Here is a 16,173-nt window from a genome sequence, read left to right as displayed (position 1 = left end):
GGACGGGCGCCTCACCCTGCCACTTGACAGACGTCCACTACATATCAGTCGAGCTGCATGATCAGCTCGGTCACCACCTCGGAGCGGGCGTTGGAGAACGTCTTGTCCTCGCCCACCACCGCGAAGCCACGGCGGGCGAGGATCTTCTGGGGCCCGACGTTGTCCGCGGGGACGTGGGCGCGGATGGGACGGTCCGTGAAGGAGGCGAGGAACGCGTCCACGGCCGAGGTGGTGATGCCCTGACCCCAGTACTCGCGGGCGGTCCAGAAGGAGAGCTCGGGAACGGAGCGGATGCCGGACACGATCAGGGCGCCGGCCACCGCGCCGTCCTGCTCGATGGTCCAGACCTGGGTGTCCGCGTCGTTGAGCAGTCCCGACCAGTGGTAGTCGAAGACGCCCCGGTCCTGCGGGTTGCGCGGGGCGAAGGCGGCCATCTGGTTGGCCTCGGGATCCTGCTGGTGCTCGAAGAAGCGGTCCAGGTCCTCGGATCGGACTTCACGAAGTTGCACGGGACAGTGACCTCCTCGTCACGGGTAGCCGCCGGATCCGGCGCGGGCTCGGACCCACTGTACGCGCAATCGGGGCCGGATCCGTGCGTGGTGGCGATCGAACGGGCCCCGGGTCTCGACAGCCCGCGGTACCGGTGACTACGATCTCCATCAGATTCGGTTACTAACCATTCACCGAAACCCAGTCGCCAGGAAGGCCACCGTCATGACCACTGCCCCCCAGTCCACCCGAGGCGCCGTCGCCGGGCCGGAACTCGACGAGGACTACCGCGACCTCGTGGCCATGGTCCGGGAGTTCGCCAACGAGGTCGTCGCCCCGGTGTCCGCCGAGCTCGACGCCCGGCACGAGTTCCCGTACGACATCGTGCGCCAGATGGGCGAGCTGGGCCTGTTCGGGTTGCCGTTCCCGGAGGAGTACGGCGGCATGGGCGGGGACTACTTCGCCCTGGCCCTGGCCCTGGAGGAGCTGGGCCGGGTCAACCAGTCGGTCGCGATCACCCTGGAGGCCGGGGTGTCCCTGGGGGCCATGCCGGTCTACCGGTTCGGCACCGAGGACCAGCGGCAGCAGTGGCTGCCGGAACTGGTCACGGCCCGGCGCCTGGCCGGATTCGGCCTGACCGAGCCGAACGGCGGCTCGGACGCCGGCGGGACGCAGACCACGGCCAGCCTGGCCGACGGCACCTGGACCGTCAACGGCGCCAAGGAGTTCATCACGAACTCCGGGACCGACATCACCAGCCTGGTCACCGTCACGGCGGTCACCGGGACCACCGCGGGCCGGGACGGGAAGCCGGGCAAGGAGATCTCGACCATCCTCGTGCCCTCCGGGACGCCCGGCTTCACGGTCGGCCAGGCCTATGACAAGGCCGGCTGGAACTCCTCGGACACCCATCCCCTGTTCTTCGACGACGTGCGGGTGCCCGAGGCCAACCTCCTGGGGGAGCGGGGGCGCGGTTACGCCAACTTCCTGTCCATCCTCGACGAGGGGCGCATCGCGATCGCCGCCCTGGCCACGGGGGCCGCCCAGGGCTGCGTGGACGAGTGCGTGGCCTACGCGAACACCCGCCTGGCCTTCGGGCAGCCGATCGGCAGGAACCAGGCCGTCTCCTTCAAGATCGCCCGGATGCAGGCGCGCGCCCACACCGCCCGGCTGGCGTACTACGAGGCGGCGGCCAAGATGCTGGCCGGCAAGCCGTTCAAGACCGAGGCCGCCATCGCCAAGCTGGTCGCCGGCGAGGCCGCCATGGACAACGCCCGGGACGCCACCCAGGTGTTCGGCGGCTACGGGTTCATGAATGAGTCGCTGGTGACCCGCCACTACCGCGACTCCAAGATCCTGGAGATCGGCGAGGGCACCACCGAGGTGCAGCTGATGCTGATCGCCCGTTCGCTGGGGCTCTGATCGACCAACCCTGTGATGGACTTCACTTTCTGTCTAGGATAACCACGTCATAACTCTCACAGGCATCCTCGTGATGCCGTCCTGACAAGGGGGCTTCGTGTCTTCAACACCACACCCCGACCTGGCTGACAACGGTCACGTCGACTTCCGGGCCGTACAGTCCACACCGCAATTCCAGGAGCTGCGCCGCACCCACCGGAGCTTCGTCTTCCCGTGGACCGTGGTGTTCCTGGTCTGGTACTTCCTCTACGTCATCCTCGCGGCGTACTTCCCCGAGTTCATGGCGATCAAGGTGCTCGGCAACATCAACCTCGGCATCGTCATCGGGCTGCTGCAGTTCGTCTCCACCTTCGTGATCACCGGCCTGTACGTGTCCTTCGCGAACCGCAGGCTGGACCCGAAGGCCACCGCCATCCGCGAGGAACTCGAGGCTCTCGATCCCTCCATCGCCAACCAGAGCCTCGCTGAGGGAGGAAACAAGTGAACATCGCCCCCGTCCTCACCACCGCCGCCGAGGGGACCAACGTCGGCGAGCCCTGGCTCAACATCCTGATCTTCGGCATCTTCGTCGCCATCACCCTGGTCATCGTGCTCAGGGCCTCGAAGAACACCAAGACCGCAGCCGACTACTACGCCGGCGGCCGCTCCTTCACGGGCACCCAGAACGGCACCGCCATCGCCGGCGACTACCTGTCGGCGGCCTCGTTCCTCGGCATCGTGGGCGCGATCGCGATCAACGGTTACGACGGCTTCCTGTACTCGATCGGCTTCCTCGTCGCCTGGCTCGTCGCCCTGCTCCTGGTGGCCGAGCTGCTGCGCAACACCGGCAAGTTCACGATGGCGGACGTGCTGTCCTTCCGACTGCAGCAGAAGCCCGTGCGCATCGCCGCTGCGCTGAGCACCCTGATGGTCTGCGTGTTCTACCTGCTGGCGCAGATGGCCGGTGCGGGCGCCCTGGTGTCCCTGCTGCTGGGCATCGACGACCGGCTCGGGCAGTCCCTCGTCATCGCCATCGTCGGGGCGCTGATGATCCTCTACGTGCTGGTCGGCGGCATGAAGGGCACCACCTGGGTGCAGATCATCAAGGCCTGCCTGCTGATCGCCGGCGCCTTCATCATGACCGTCTGGGTGCTGGCCCTGTTCGGTTTCAATTTCTCGGCCCTGCTCGGTCAGGCCGTCGCGCTCAGCCCCCATGGCGAGGCCATCCTCGCCCCGGGCCTGCAGTACGGCGTCAGCGAGGTCGCCAAGCTCGACTTCCTGTCCCTCGGTCTGGCCCTCGTCCTGGGCACCGCCGGCCTGCCGCACGTGCTGATGCGCTTCTACACGGTGCCCACGGCCAAGGAGGCCCGCAAGTCCGTGGTGTGGGCGATCGTGCTCATCGGCGCCTTCTACCTGTTCACCCTGGTGCTGGGTTATGGGGCCGGCGCGCTGATCGGCCCTGAGCGGATCCTCAGCGCCCCGGGCGGAGTCAACTCCGCGGCCCCCTACCTGGCCTTCGAGCTGGGCGGACCGCTGCTGCTGGGCCTGATCTCCGCCGTCGCGTTCGCGACCATCCTGGCGGTCGTGGCCGGACTGACGATCACGGCGGCCGCCTCCTTCGCTCACGACGTCTACGCCTCCGTGCTGGCCAAGCACAAGCCGAGCCCGGAGAAGGAGGTCAAGATCGCCCGCCGCACCGTCGTGGTCATCGGCATCCTGGCCATCGTGGGCGGTATCGGTGCGCAGGGCCAGAACGTCGCCTTCCTCGTGGCGCTCGCATTCGCGGTGGCCGCCTCGGCCAACCTGCCCACCATCCTCTACTCGCTGTTCTGGAAGGGCTTCACCACCCGGGGCGCGCAGTGGTCGATGTACGGCGGACTGGCCGCGGCGATCCTCCTGATCGTCTTCTCCCCGGTCATGTCGGGCACCGAGACCTCGATGATCCCGGGTGCCGACTTCGCCTTCTTCCCGCTGAAGAACCCGGGCATCATCTCGATCCCGCTCGCGTTCTTCCTCGGCTGGCTGGGCTCGGTCACGGAGAAGCGTGCCGAGGACCCCGCCAAGCAGGCGGAGATGGAGGTCCGTTCCCTCACCGGTGTCGGTGCCGAGAAGGCGGTCGACCACTGACCGGCTGACCGCCCCGACGGCGACGGCCTCGGACCACCTCGGTCCGGGGCCGTCGCGCTGTCCTGCCGCCGCGGCCGGTGCAGGCACCTCCCAGCGGACCCGGCCATAATGGACCGGTGACCTCCGCCCAGACCGTCCCCGCCACCGCCACCCCCGAACGCCGACGGGTCACCCTGATCGGGTCCACCGGGTCGATCGGCACCCAGGGGCTGGACGTCATCGCCCAGGCCCCCGAGCGCTTCACCGTGGCCGGGCTCGCCGGCGGTGCCAACACCACGCTGCTGGCCCGGCAGGCGGTCGCCACCGGGGCCCAGGCCGTGGGCAGCGCCACCGCCACCACGGACGAACTGGCCCGGGCGATCGCCGCCGCCGCCGCCGAGGCGGGCGTCCCGGTGCCGTCGCAGGCCCTGTTCACCGGGCCCACCGCGGCGGCCGAGGTGGCCGCGTGGGAGGACGCCGACGTCGTGCTCAACGGCATCACCGGCTCCATCGGTCTGGGGCCCACCCTCGCCGCCCTGCAGGCCGGACACCTGCTGGCCCTGGCCAACAAGGAGTCCCTGATCGTCGGCGGGGCCCTCGTCCGGGCCGCCGCGGCCCCCGGACAGCTGGTCCCGGTGGACTCCGAGCACTCCGCGCTGGCCCAGGCCCTGCGCTCCGGGTCCGCCCACGAGGTCCGCCGGCTGGTCCTCACCGCCTCCGGCGGGCCCTTCCGTGGCCGCAACCGGTCCCAGCTGGCCACCGTCACCCCGGCCGAGGCCCTCGCGCACCCCACCTGGGACATGGGCAGGGTGGTCACCACCAACTCGGCCACCATGGTCAACAAGGCCCTCGAGGTGATCGAGGCCCACCTGCTCTTCGACGTCCCCCTGGACCGGATCGACGTGGTGGTCCACCCCCAGTCCGTGGTCCACTCCATGGTCGAGTTCACGGACGGCTCCACCATCGCGCAGGCCTCACCGCCGGACATGCGCCTGCCCATCGCGCTGGGGATCGGCTGGCCGCATCGGGTGCCCGGCGCGGCACCGGGCTGCGACTGGACGCAGGCGGCCACGTGGACCTTCGAACCCCTGGACGAGGAGGCGTTCGGCGCCGTGGCCCTGGCCAAGCAGGCCGCCGCGGCCTCGCCCACCCACATGGCCGTCTTCAACGCCGCCAACGAGGAGGCCGTGGAGGCCTTCCACGACGGGGCCATCGGCTTCCTGGACATCGAGGACACCGTGCGCGCCGTGGTGGGGGAGTACGACCCGGACGCCGTGCTCGAGGGCCAGGGGCTGACGGTCGAGTCCCTGGCGGCCGCCGAGCGGTGGGCCCGCACCGCGGCGCGGTCACGCTGGGACGGGCGGTGACGGGCGTGGAGGTGCTCTGGTTCATCATCGGGGTGCTCGCCGTGGCACTCGGGATCGCCGTGTCCATCGCGTTGCACGAGGTCGGGCACCTCGTCCCCGCCAAGCTCTTCGGCGTGCGGGTCACCCAGTACATGATCGGGTTCGGTCCCACGCTGTTCTCCCGCCGCAGGGGGGAGACCGAGTACGGCGTGAAGGCCATCCCGCTGGGCGGTTACGTGTCCATGATCGGCATGTACCCGCCCGTGCACCCGGAGGCGGGGGAACGTCCGCGCAATGCCAGCACCGGCATGTTCCAGCAGATGGCCACGGACGCCCGGCAGATGTCCGCCGAGGAGCTGCGCCCCGGGGACGAGAAGAGGATGTTCATCGCCCTGCCGGTCTGGAAGCGGATCGTCATCATGCTCGGCGGCCCCTTCATGAACCTCGTCATCGCCTTCGTGCTCACGGCCGTCCTCGTCACCACCACCGGGGTCGCCACCCCCTCCACCACCGTCTCGGAGGTCTTCCGGTGCGTGGTGCCCGCCGCCGTCCAGCAGGAGCGGGCCGCCGCCGGCCAGGAGGACTGCCAGCCCGGGGACCCGGAGGCCCCGGCCTACGCGGCCGGCCTGCAGCCCGGGGACACCATCACCGCGTTCGACGGCACGCCCGTGCGGACCTGGGACGAGCTCTCCGGCGCCATCCGGGACCGGGCCGGCCGGCCCACCGCCGTGACCTGGGAACGGGACGGCGTGGAGCAGGTCGGCACCATCACCCCGCGGCTCACCGAACGGCCCGTCACGGATGAGCTGGGCAGGGTCCAGGAGGACCCCGACGGCAGCCCCCGCACCGAACAGGTCGGCTTCGTGGGCATGGGGTCTCAGGTCGAGAACGTCCCCGCCCCGGTGACGGAGGCGTTCCCGGTGATGGGCCGGCAGCTGCAGGCCACCGCCGAGGTAGTGGTGGTGCTGCCCGTGAAGCTCTGGGAGACCGCGGAGGCGGTGTTCGGCCCCGAGGAGCGGGACCCCAACGGGCCGATGTCCGTGGTCGGCGTCGGCCGGATCGCCGGTGAGGCGGCCGCCCTGCCGGAGGTGCCCCTGGCGGACAAGGCCTCGATGCTGCTGTCCCTGGTGGCCGGCGTCAACGTGGCCCTGATGGTGTTCAACCTCATCCCGCTGCTGCCCCTGGACGGCGGACACGTGGCCGGGGCGCTGTGGGAGGCGATCCGCCGCGGCTGGGCCAGGATCACCCGGCGCCAGGACCCCGGCCCGTTCGACATCGCCCGGCTCCTGCCGCTGACCTACGTGGTGGGCATCGCCCTGCTGGGCATGGGGCTGCTGCTCATCGTGGCGGACATCGTGGAACCCGTCCGCTTGTTCTGACCCGCCCCTGACCTAGGGTGGGGGCATGGAGAAGATCTTCGCCGTCCAGTACACCTACGTCGCCGGGCTCGGGGAGGAGCGTGATGCCCACCGTGCCGCGCACCGCGAGTTCCTGACCTCCCTGGGGCCGGCCATGGTGGCCGCCGGGGCCTTCGTCGACGACCCCTCGGCCGCCCTGCTGCTGGTCCGCGCGGACTCCGATGAGGCCGTCCGGGACCTGCTCGACGGCGACCCGTTCAAGAAGCAGGGCCTGATCCACTCCACCGACGTCCACGAGTGGAGCTGCGCCGTGGGGGAGCAGGCCGCGGTGATCCGGGGCGGGCACTCCTGATCCGCCCGAGCCGCCGGGCACTGCTGGCCGGGCTCACCGGCACCGGTACCGCCGCGTTCCTCACCGCCTGCACCTCCTCCGACGGCACTCCGGGCGGGACCGGGGCGCCGGCGTCGTCCCCGGCCCCCACCCGGACAGCGTCCCCGGCCCCCGCCCCGACGACGGCCCCGGAGCTGCCCGGGGGCGGCACCCGGTTGTTCCCGGGCCGGCGGATGGTCGCGCTCTACGGGACTCCCGGAACCGGTGCGCTCGGGATGCTCGGCGAGCAGGACGTGGACGAGGCGATCGCCCGGGCCGCGGAGCTGGCCGCCGAGTACCAGGAGCACAGCCGGGAGCCGGTCATCCCGGCGTTCGAGATCATCTCCACCGTGGCCACCGCCGCCCCCGGCCCCACCGGGCACTACAGCACCCCGGTGGACCCCGACCGGTTGCGCGCCTGGGTCGAGGCGGCCGGCGAGGCGGACACCTACGTGGTGCTGGACCTGCAGCCGGGGACCGCGGACTTCCTCAGCCAGGCCCGGATGTTCGAGGACCTGCTGGCACGGCCCCACGTGGGTCTCGCCCTGGACCCCGAGTGGCGGTTGCGGCCGGGGCAGCGGCACATGCGGCAGGTCGGCCAGGTCTCCGCCGCCGAGGTCAACGAGGTCACCGCCTGGCTGGCCGGACTCGTGACCGCGCACCGGCTGCCGGAGAAGCTGGTGATCCTGCACCAGTTCCAGGTGCGGATGATCCCGGACCGCCGGGACGTGGAGTCCCGCGACGGACTGGTGCTGATGGTCCACGCGGACGGCCACGGGACCCCGGACCAGAAGCAGGAGACCTGGCGGGCCCTGAAGCAGGACCTGCCGGCCGGGATGCGCCTGGGCTGGAAGAACTTCGTCGACGAGGACCACCCGACGTTCACGCCGGAGCAGACCATGACCATGGTCACTCCCCAGCCGTGGTTCGTCTCCTACCAGTAGACTGGGCTCGAATCCTAACCGTCAGTGAACCAGGAGTCCCTCCGTGCCCGTCAGCCTCGGCATGCCCGCCGCCCCGCCGCCCGTCCTGGCCCCGCGCCGCAAGACGAGGCAGATCTCCGTGGGCAGGGTCGGCGTCGGCTCGGACCACCCGGTCTCCGTGCAGTCGATGACCACCACGAAGACCCATGACATCGGGGCGACCCTGCAGCAGATCGCCGAGCTCACCGCCGCCGGCTGTGACATCGTGCGCGTGGCGTGCCCCACGGACAAGGACGCCGCCGCCCTGAAGGTGATCGCCCAGCAGTCCACCATCCCGGTCATCGCGGACATCCACTTCCAGCCCAAGTACGTCTTCGCGGCGATCGAGGCCGGCTGCGGCGCCGTCCGGGTGAACCCGGGCAACATCAAGCGCTTCGACGACCAGGTCAAGGAGATCGCCCAGGCCGCCTCCGAGGCCGGCACCTCCATCCGGATCGGCGTCAACGCCGGCTCCCTGGACAAGCGCCTGCTGGAGAAGTACGGCAGGGCCACCCCGGAGGCCCTCGTGGAGTCCGCGGTCTGGGAGGCCTCCCTGTTCGAGGAGCACGGCTTCCGGGACTTCAAGATCTCGGTCAAGCACAACGACCCGGTGGTCATGGCCCGCGCCTACGAACTGCTGGCCGCGCGCGGAGACTGGCCGCTGCACCTGGGCGTGACCGAGGCCGGACCGGCCTTCCAGGGGACCATCAAGTCGGCCACCGCCTTCGGTTACCTGCTGGGCCAGGGGATCGGGGACACCATCCGCGTCTCGCTGTCCGCGCCGCCGGTCGAGGAGATCAAGGTCGGCCTGCAGATCCTGCAGTCCCTGAACCTGCGCGAGCGCAAGCTGGACATCGTCTCCTGCCCGTCCTGCGGACGCGCCCAGGTGGACGTCTACTCGCTGGCCGAGGAGGTCACCGAGGGGCTCAAGGACCTGACCGTGCCCCTGCGCGTGGCCGTCATGGGCTGCGTCGTCAACGGCCCGGGCGAGGCCCGCGAGGCCGACCTGGGGGTGGCCTCCGGCAACGGCAAGGGCCAGATCTTCATCAAGGGCGAGGTCATCAAGACCGTCCCCGAGGACCAGATCGTCGAGACCCTGCTGGCGGAGGCGCGTCGCATCGCGGCCGAGTCCGGCATCGAGGACGGCAGCGGGGAAGGGACTGATGGCCGGGATCCTGTCCAGGGCTCGCCCGTGGTCACCGTCAGCTGACGACGCCGTCCGCCGGGCCACCGGCGGGGTCGTCCGCGTCCTGACGCCCGCGGACACCGCGGCCCTGGCCGCGCTGGCCGCCGCGGACCCGGTGGCCAACTGCTTCGTCGAGTCCGTCCTCGAGAACGGCCGGCACGCCGGCAGCACCCGCTCCGGCGGGTCCCTGTTCCTGGGCATCGACGCCGCCGCAGCGCCCCCGGCCCCCGGCCGGGCCCCGGGACGCGGCCCCGGGCTGGAGGCCGCCTGCTGGGTGGGTGCCAACATCGTCCCGGTCGGCGCCTCCCCCGAGGCCGGCGCCCTGTTCGGCCGCGCCCTGCTGGCACTGCGGCGCCGCTACGCCTCCGTCTACGGCCCTCGCGACGCCGTGCTCTCGATCTGGCAGGAACTGGGCCGGGGGCCCCAGCGCGCCCGCCAGGTGCGCGACGAGCAACCGCTGATGGTCCTGCCCGGTGCGCCCGCCGTCGAGCCCTCGCCCCGGGTGCGGCCGGCCCGGCCGAAGGAGTTCCACACCGTGCTGCCGGCCTGCGTGGCGATGTTCGAGGAGGAACTCGGGTTCTCGCCGCTGGCCAACGGTGCCGTGCAGTACCGGCTGCGCGTGGAGGACCTCATCCGCAACGGTCACTGCCTCGTGGACCTGGACGACGCCGGCCGGGTCCGGTTCAAGGCCGACCTCGGGGTGGTCTCGGCCCGGTGCTCCCAGATCCAGGGGGTGTGGGTGGACCCCTCGCTGCGCGGCCGCGGGCTGGCGGCACCCTCGATGGCGGCGGTCGCGGCCTACGCCCACACCATCACGGAGCACGTGAGCCTCTACGTCAACAGCTTCAACACGGCCGCCCTGCGGACCTACCGGACCGTCGGGTTCGAACAGGTCGGCACGTTCGCCACCGTGCTGCTCTAGCCGGTCCACGGCACGCGGGTGACCTATGCTTTCCTAGTCATCACCACCGGCGTCCAGAAAGTACAGCCTGGCCATGAATCCTCACCCCTTCCGCCCCGCCCCCGCGCTGCGGGCCGTCCTGGGCGCCGGCGTGCTGGCCCTGGCCCTCACCGCCTGCGGCGGGTCCGGCACGGAGGGGGAGACCACCCCGGCCCCGCCCACGGGGTCGGCCACCGGGTCGGCCGCGGAGGCCACCCCGAGCGCCTCGACGACCCAGGACGGGGCCGTCTCCGGCATCGAGGCCGCCCTCAAGGCCGTCCTGGGGGAGCAGGCGCAGATCGTCAGCGGGGACAGGCTCCAGCAGCTGACCGAGAGCGCCCAGGGCATGACCGCGGAGATGACGGTCACCCCCGAGGAGTGCGGCCAGCAGGGACTGGCAGCGCAGACGGGCCGGTTGCCGGAGGGCACCGAGCTGGTCGGGGGGATCGTGGTCGACGCCGAGGACCCGGCCTCCCCGGCGTCTGACATGCTCAGCGTCACCCTGTTCCCGGACGCCGCCGCGGCCACTGCGGCCCTGGCCGACTACGAGGAGTTCGCCCGGACATGCTCGTCCTACACGATCGGGATGGGGGAGGGGATGACCGCAGAGGCCACCCTGGAACTTGCCGACGTGGAGGCCGACGCCGACGCCGCGCTGGCCATGACGATCGGCACGTCCGTGGCGATCGAGGACGTCGACCTGCCCGAGGGCACCGAGTCCTCCACCTCCACCACCCTCTACGTCCAGGACGGCGAGAGACTGGTCACCTACGCGGGTTCCCGCGTCGGGGACCGGACCGTCCCCGTCGAGGAGGGCCTGGAGAAGGTCGAGTCCCTGCGCGCCGAACTCGACGGCTGAACACCGTCCCCCGCTTTCCCAGACCGCAACACCGTACCCACCGATCGGAGCCGAAGTGCCCCTGCGCATGTCCACCCTGTTCCTCCGCACCCTGCGTGATGACCCGGCCGACGCCGAGGTCGCCAGCCACCGGCTGCTCGTGCGCGCCGGCTACATCCGCCGAGCCGGCCCGGGCGCCTTCACCTGGCTGCCGCTGGGCATGCGGGTGAAGAACCGGGTCGAGCAGATCGTGCGCGGGGAGATGGACGCCATCGGGGGCCAGGAGGTCCAGTTCCCGGCCCTGCTGCCCAAGGAGCCCTACGAGGTCTCCGGGCGCTGGGAGGACTACGGCGACGGCATCTTCCGCGTCAAGGACCGCAAGGGCGCCGACTTCCTGCTCGCGCCCACCCACGAGGAGATGTTCACCCTCCTGGTCAAGGACCACTACTCCTCCTACAAGGACCTGCCGGCGTACCTGTACCAGATCCAGACCAAGTACCGGGACGAGGCCCGGCCGCGGGCGGGCCTGTTGCGGGTGCGGGAGTTCATCATGAAGGACTCCTATTCCTTCACCGTGGACGACGCCGGCCTCGAGCGTGCCTATCAGGACCATCGGGCCGCCTACCTGCGCATCTTCGCCCGGCTGGGCCTGGAGGTCGTGCCGGTGCAGGCCACGGCCGGCGCGATGGGCGGCTCCGCCTCGGAGGAGTTCCTGCACCCCTCGCCGATCGGCGAGGACACCTTCGTGGAGTCCGACGGCGGCTACCGCGCCAACGTCGAGGCGGTCACCACCGTGGCACCCGCACCGCTGGACGAGGCGGCGCTCGCGGGCGCCCCGGCGGCCGAGGTGAAGGACACCCCGGACTCGACGACGATCGCGGCCCTGGTGGAGGTGTCGAACCAGCTCGCCCCGCGTGCGCAGGGCGAGTGGACCGCCGCGGACACGCTCAAGTGCGTCGTGGTCACCGCCGTGCTCGACGGCGACCAGCGCCGGCCCTTCGTCGTCGCCGTGCCCGGGGACCGGGACGTCGACCTCAAGCGGCTGGAGTCCGGCGTCGGGGAACTGCTCGGCGCCACGGGCGAACCGACCCTCGAGGCGGCCACCGAGGTAGACCTGGGGAAGGTGCCCTCCTTCGTCAAGGGGTACATCGGCCCGGCCCGCGTCGCGGCGGACGGTGCGTCGACCCAGTTCCTGGGCGGCGAGGCCGAATCCGGCGTGCCCTTCTTCGTGGACCCGCGGATCGCCCCCGGCACCCCCTGGATCACCGGGGCCAACGCGCCCCAGCAGCACGTCTTCGGCCTCGTGGCCGGGCGCGACTTCACCTGGGACGGCGTCGTCGAGGCCACCGCGGTGCGCGACGGCGACCCGGCCCCGGACGGCTCGGGGCCCCTGCGGACCCGTCGCGGCATCGAGATGGGCCACATCTTCCAGCTCGGCCGCCGCTACGCCGAGGCACTGGACCTGAAGGTGCTCGACGAGAACGGCAAGCAGGTCGTCGTCACCATGGGCTCCTATGGCATCGGCGTCACCCGGGCCATCGCCGCCCTGGCCGAGTCCAACCACGACGAGAAGGGCCTGGTGTGGCCGCGGGCGGTGGCCCCGGCCGACGTCCACGTGGTGGCCACCGGCAAGGGCGAGGAGATCTTCGCCGCCGCCGAGGAACTGGTCGCGGGCCTGGAGGAACGCGGACTGACGGTGCTCTACGACGACCGGAAGAAGGTCTCCGCCGGCGTGAAGTTCTCCGACGTGGAACTCATCGGCATCCCCACCTCCGTGGTGGTGGGCCGCGGGCTCGCCCACGGCGTCGTGGAGGTCAAGGACCGTGCGACCGGGGAGGCCCGGGAGGTGGAGGTGGCCACGGCCGCCGACGTCATCGCCACGCTCGTGGCCGGCTGATCCGGGCGGGAGGGGACCGTGCTGACGGGGCTGGAGGACATCACCGTTGCCACGGTGGTCATGATCGTGCTGGCGGGCCTGGCCGCCGGCTGGATCGATGCCGTCGTGGGCGGGGGCGGCCTGCTCCAGCTGCCCGTCCTGCTGATGGTGCCCGGCATCTCGCCCGTCCAGGCGCTGGCCACCAACAAGATGGGCTCCGTCTTCGGCACCACGACGAGCGCCGTCACGTACTACCGGCGCGTGCACCCGGACCTGCGGACCGCGTTGCCGATGGCCGGGGTCGCCCTGGTGGGCAGCTTCTGCGGGGCGATCGTGGCCACGCTGCTGCCGGCCGAGGTGATCAAGCCCGTCATCGTGCTGGCACTGGTCGGGGTGGCCGTGTTCACCGCGGCCCGGCCCCAGCTGGGCCGGGACACCGGGCTGCGGTACGAGGGCCGGCGGCACCTGGCCGTCGCGATCGTCATCGGCCTGGTCATCGGCTTCTACGATGGCCTGCTCGGTCCCGGGACCGGGACCTTCCTGGTCATCGCGCTGGTGGCGATCCTCGGCTACGACTTCCTGCAGGGCTCGGCCAAGGCCAAGATCGTCAACCTGGCCACCAACCTCGGGGCCATCGCGTTCTTCCTGCCCTCGGGCCATGTCCTGCTCGGGCTGGGGCTCATCCTGGGTGCGGCCAACATGGTGGGCGGTTACGTCGGTGCCCGCATGGCGGTGCAACGCGGTGCCGGGTTCATCCGCGTGGTCTTCCTCATCGTGGTGTTCGTGCTGATCGCGCGGCTGGGATAAGACCTGTTGCTGGGCCGGTAACCTAGGGCGAATGACTGAGAACCCCACAGCCCGTCAGCCGGGCTCGCTCGCCGAGCTGGTGGCCCCCGCCGTCGAGGCCGCCGGGATGTACTTCGAGTCCGTCACCGTGGCGGGCGATCCCGGGCACCGCAGCCTGCAGGTCGTCGTCGACCGCCCCGAGGGCACCGCCGGGCTGGACCTGGACGACGTGGCCGCCGTGGCCACCGCGGTGTCCGAGGCGCTGGATGCCGCCGGGGACCACCTGCCGGAACTGGGCAGCGAGCCCTATCAGCTCGAGGTCTCCTCGCCGGGCGTCTCGCGTCCGCTGACGGAGCCGCGTCACTGGCGCCGCAACGTGGGGCGCATGGTGACCGTCTCGCTCGGGGGACAGGAGGTCACGGCCCGCATCCGGGAGGCGGACGAGTCCGGCGTGGTGCTCGTCCCCGTGCGTGCCGGGGCCAAGAAGGGGATGCCCGCCAAGGTGGGGGAGCCCGAACGCCACGACTACGACCGCCTCGGCCCGGGGCGGGTGCAGGTAGAGTTGTCCAGCGGTGGCGGCGATGCCTCCCGCGAACAACTGGACACGGAGGTCTGAGTGGACATCGACATGAGCGCGCTGCGGCTGCTGGAGAAGGAGCGCGAGATCCCGCTGGACAAGCTCGTGCCCACGATCGAGCAGGCCCTCCTGGTCGCCTACCACAAGTCTCCCGGCGCGTTGCAGCAGGCCCGCGCCGAGCTGGACCGCAAGACCGGTCACGTGACCATCTGGGCCACCGAGCTCGATGAGGACGGTACGGCCGTCGGGGAGTTCGACGACACTCCCCAGGGCTTCGGCCGGATCGCCGCGTCCACGGCCCGGCAGATCATCCTGCAGCGGTTGCGCGACGCCGAGGACGACCAGATCCTGGGCGAGTTCAAGGGCCGGGAGGGTGAGCTGATCTCCGGGCTCATCCAGCAGGGCACCAATCCCCACATGATCCAGGTCAGCCTCGGGTCCGTCGAGGCCGTCCTGCCTCCGCCGGAGCAGGTCCCCGGCGAGGACTACTCCCACGGCACGCGCCTGCGGGCCTACGTGGTGGACGTCCACCGCGGCCTGAAGGGCCCCTCCATCACCCTGTCCCGCTCGCACCCCGGACTGGTCCGGAAGCTGTTCGAGCTGGAGGTCCCGGAGATCGCGGACGGTTCGGTCGAGATCCTGGCCCTGGCCCGCGAGGCCGGGCACCGCACGAAGATGGCCGTGAAGTCCACCCGGCCCGGTGTCAACGCCAAGGGAGCGTGCATCGGTGAGATGGGTTCGCGGGTCCGTGCCGTGATGAGCGAGCTGAACGACGAGAAGATCGACATCGTCGACTACAGCGAGGACCCGGAACGGTTCATCGCCAGCGCGCTGTCCCCCGCCCGCGTGAGCTCCGTCACGGTGGTGGACGCCGCCACCCGCTCCGCCCGGGTGGTGGTGCCGAGGGACGTGCTGTCCCTGGCCATCGGCAAGGAGGGCCAGAACGCACGCCTGGCCGCCAAGCTGACCGGTTGGCGCATCGACATCGCCGGCGAAGACCGCACCTGAGCCCCGGGCGACCCCGGTGGGGGCGCGGGAACGACGACTGGGGTAGACTGATTCAGGTCCAATTCCCTTCCGAAGGCAGAACGACTCCCGATGCAGGCACACACCCCGGTGCGGACCTGCGTCGGATGCCGAGGCAGGGAGGACCACACCAAGCTGGTGCGACTGGTGCTGGACGGTGTCACGGGTTCCCGATCCGTGGTGCCCGACCCACGCCGCCGCATGCCGGGCCGAGGGGCCTGGCTCCACCCGGACACCGCTTGCCTGCAGACCGCCCTGAAGCGAGGCGCATTCAACCGGGCCTTCCGTGGCCCGGTCGACGCGACCGCCCTGGCCGGGCTGCTCGCCGGGCACCTGGATGCACCGGCACTGAGAACGAACGACGAGAGCGGGTCAGAGATCTGATGGAAACCCGATGAGCACCAAGCGATGAGTGCCCAACGATGAACACCTTTGACGTACATCGGTCCGTCTGACGCGGTCTAGGAGGAGCCCCCGGCTCCACCCACAGGCCACGGCGCGGACCAGAACAGGAGAACCGTGGCCAAGGTCCGCGTCCACGAGCTCGCCAAGGAGCTCGGAATTTCATCCAAGGAGGCCCTGAACAAGCTTCAGGACATGGGCGAATTCGTCCGCTCCGCCTCCTCGACCATCGAACCCCCGGTGGTCAAGAAGCTGCGCTCCGCCTATGCGGACGCCGCTCCCAAGTCCTCGGGTGCCCCGGCCCCGGCCGCGAAGGCCCCTGCCGCCAAGCCCGCCACCGCCGCGAAGCCCGGTTCCGCCGCGCCCAAGCCCGGTTCGGCCGCGCCCAAGCCCGGTTCGGCGGCCCCCCAGGCCCCGGCAGCACCGGCGCCCGCACCGGCCGCCCAGGCCCCGGCAGCACCGGCCCCGGTCGTGGAGACCCCTGCCGTCCAGGCGCCTGCCGCTCAGGCC

General features: G+C 71.2%; 17 protein-coding genes. 16 read left to right on the top strand and 1 reads right to left on the bottom strand.

Annotated features, from left to right (window positions below; translation table 11 throughout):
- Positions 1-44 precede the first annotated feature (44 nt).
- Positions 45-509 carry a GNAT family N-acetyltransferase gene (locus tag Q0283_RS06320; RefSeq protein WP_183524236.1) on the bottom strand — a complete coding sequence of 155 codons (465 nt, stop codon included), beginning with the start codon at positions 507-509 and terminating at the stop codon, positions 45-47.
- Positions 510-714: 205 nt separating this feature from the next.
- On the opposite strand from Q0283_RS06320, the gene Q0283_RS06315 reads away from it, so the two are divergent.
- The 16 genes from Q0283_RS06315 to Q0283_RS06240 all read left to right on the top strand — a co-directional run.
- Complete coding sequence (locus tag Q0283_RS06315) at positions 715-1,911, top strand: acyl-CoA dehydrogenase family protein (RefSeq protein WP_183524240.1); 1,197 nt, start codon at positions 715-717, stop codon at positions 1,909-1,911.
- Positions 1,912-2,008: 97 nt separating this feature from the next.
- Positions 2,009-2,395 (top strand): DUF485 domain-containing protein, encoded by a 387-nt coding sequence (locus tag Q0283_RS06310; protein WP_183524243.1) that lies wholly within the window; start codon positions 2,009-2,011, stop codon positions 2,393-2,395.
- Positions 2,392-4,017, top strand: a complete 1,626-nt coding sequence (locus Q0283_RS06305) for a cation acetate symporter (protein ID WP_183524244.1) — start codon at positions 2,392-2,394, stop codon at positions 4,015-4,017. Before Q0283_RS06310 ends, Q0283_RS06305 begins: the two co-directional genes overlap by 4 nt.
- 116 nt (positions 4,018-4,133) lie before the next feature.
- A complete protein-coding gene (dxr, locus tag Q0283_RS06300) occupies positions 4,134-5,363 on the top strand; it encodes a 1-deoxy-D-xylulose-5-phosphate reductoisomerase (RefSeq protein WP_183524247.1) in 1,230 nt (409 codons plus the stop codon).
- Positions 5,360-6,721 (top strand): RIP metalloprotease, encoded by a 1,362-nt coding sequence (locus Q0283_RS06295; protein WP_183524250.1) that lies wholly within the window; start codon positions 5,360-5,362, stop codon positions 6,719-6,721. The genes dxr and Q0283_RS06295 overlap by 4 nt, the downstream gene beginning before the upstream one ends.
- Positions 6,722-6,746: 25 nt before the next feature.
- Complete coding sequence (locus tag Q0283_RS06290; protein WP_183524253.1) at positions 6,747-7,052, top strand: YciI family protein; 306 nt, start codon at positions 6,747-6,749, stop codon at positions 7,050-7,052.
- Positions 6,998-8,014 carry a hypothetical protein gene (locus Q0283_RS06285; RefSeq protein WP_298043778.1) on the top strand — a complete coding sequence of 339 codons (1,017 nt, stop codon included), beginning with the start codon at positions 6,998-7,000 and terminating at the stop codon, positions 8,012-8,014. The genes Q0283_RS06290 and Q0283_RS06285 overlap by 55 nt, the downstream gene beginning before the upstream one ends.
- A gap of 61 nt (positions 8,015-8,075) precedes the next feature.
- On the top strand, positions 8,076-9,242 hold the full coding sequence (gene ispG, locus Q0283_RS06280) for a flavodoxin-dependent (E)-4-hydroxy-3-methylbut-2-enyl-diphosphate synthase (protein WP_040385342.1): 1,167 nt from the start codon (positions 8,076-8,078) through the stop codon (positions 9,240-9,242).
- Entirely contained in the window at positions 9,196-10,140 is a 945-nt protein-coding gene (locus Q0283_RS06275) for a DUF4081 domain-containing GNAT family N-acetyltransferase (protein WP_298043776.1), read from the top strand. Before ispG ends, Q0283_RS06275 begins: the two co-directional genes overlap by 47 nt.
- Before the next feature lie 73 nt (positions 10,141-10,213).
- Positions 10,214-11,017, top strand: a complete 804-nt coding sequence (locus Q0283_RS06270) for a sensor domain-containing protein (RefSeq protein ID WP_298043774.1) — start codon at positions 10,214-10,216, stop codon at positions 11,015-11,017.
- 55 nt (positions 11,018-11,072) lie between these two features.
- Entirely contained in the window at positions 11,073-12,893 is a 1,821-nt protein-coding gene (locus tag Q0283_RS06265; protein ID WP_298043772.1) for a proline--tRNA ligase, read from the top strand.
- Positions 12,894-12,911: 18 nt separating this feature from the next.
- Positions 12,912-13,679: a TSUP family transporter gene (locus Q0283_RS06260; protein WP_298043770.1), complete on the top strand. Its 768-nt coding sequence runs from the start codon at positions 12,912-12,914 to the stop codon at positions 13,677-13,679.
- Between the two features lie 31 nt (positions 13,680-13,710).
- Positions 13,711-14,274: a ribosome maturation factor RimP gene (rimP, locus tag Q0283_RS06255; protein ID WP_183524270.1), complete on the top strand. Its 564-nt coding sequence runs from the start codon at positions 13,711-13,713 to the stop codon at positions 14,272-14,274.
- On the top strand, positions 14,275-15,243 hold the full coding sequence (gene nusA / locus Q0283_RS06250; RefSeq protein ID WP_183524273.1) for a transcription termination factor NusA: 969 nt from the start codon (positions 14,275-14,277) through the stop codon (positions 15,241-15,243).
- 90 nt (positions 15,244-15,333) lie between these two features.
- Positions 15,334-15,645 (top strand): YlxR family protein, encoded by a 312-nt coding sequence (locus Q0283_RS06245; protein WP_298043765.1) that lies wholly within the window; start codon positions 15,334-15,336, stop codon positions 15,643-15,645.
- Positions 15,646-15,780: 135 nt separating this feature from the next.
- A partial coding sequence (locus Q0283_RS06240; protein ID WP_298043762.1) for a translation initiation factor IF-2 N-terminal domain-containing protein occupies positions 15,781-16,173 on the top strand: 393 nt, incomplete at its 3' end.

This window comes from uncultured Citricoccus sp. (assembly GCF_937871995.1).
GTDB lineage: Bacteria > Actinomycetota > Actinomycetes > Actinomycetales > Micrococcaceae > Citricoccus.
This window is presented reverse-complemented; position numbering and strand designations above follow the sequence as displayed.

What these genes read in the sequence shown, in the direction of transcription:
- Q0283_RS06270 (WP_298043774.1), top strand. Translation starts at nt 10,214, where the DNA reads ATGAATCCTCACCCCTTCCGCCCCGCCCCCGCGCTGCGGGCCGTCCTG.
- Q0283_RS06290 (WP_183524253.1), top strand. Translation starts at nt 6,747, where the DNA reads ATGGAGAAGATCTTCGCCGTCCAGTACACCTACGTCGCCGGGCTCGGG.
- ispG (WP_040385342.1), top strand. Translation starts at nt 8,076, where the DNA reads ATGCCCGCCGCCCCGCCGCCCGTCCTGGCCCCGCGCCGCAAGACGAGG.
- rimP (WP_183524270.1), top strand. Translation starts at nt 13,711, where the DNA reads ATGACTGAGAACCCCACAGCCCGTCAGCCGGGCTCGCTCGCCGAGCTG.
- Q0283_RS06315 (WP_183524240.1), top strand. Translation starts at nt 715, where the DNA reads ATGACCACTGCCCCCCAGTCCACCCGAGGCGCCGTCGCCGGGCCGGAA.
- Q0283_RS06245 (WP_298043765.1), top strand. Translation starts at nt 15,334, where the DNA reads ATGCAGGCACACACCCCGGTGCGGACCTGCGTCGGATGCCGAGGCAGG.
- Q0283_RS06275 (WP_298043776.1), top strand. Translation starts at nt 9,196, where the DNA reads ATGGCCGGGATCCTGTCCAGGGCTCGCCCGTGGTCACCGTCAGCTGAC.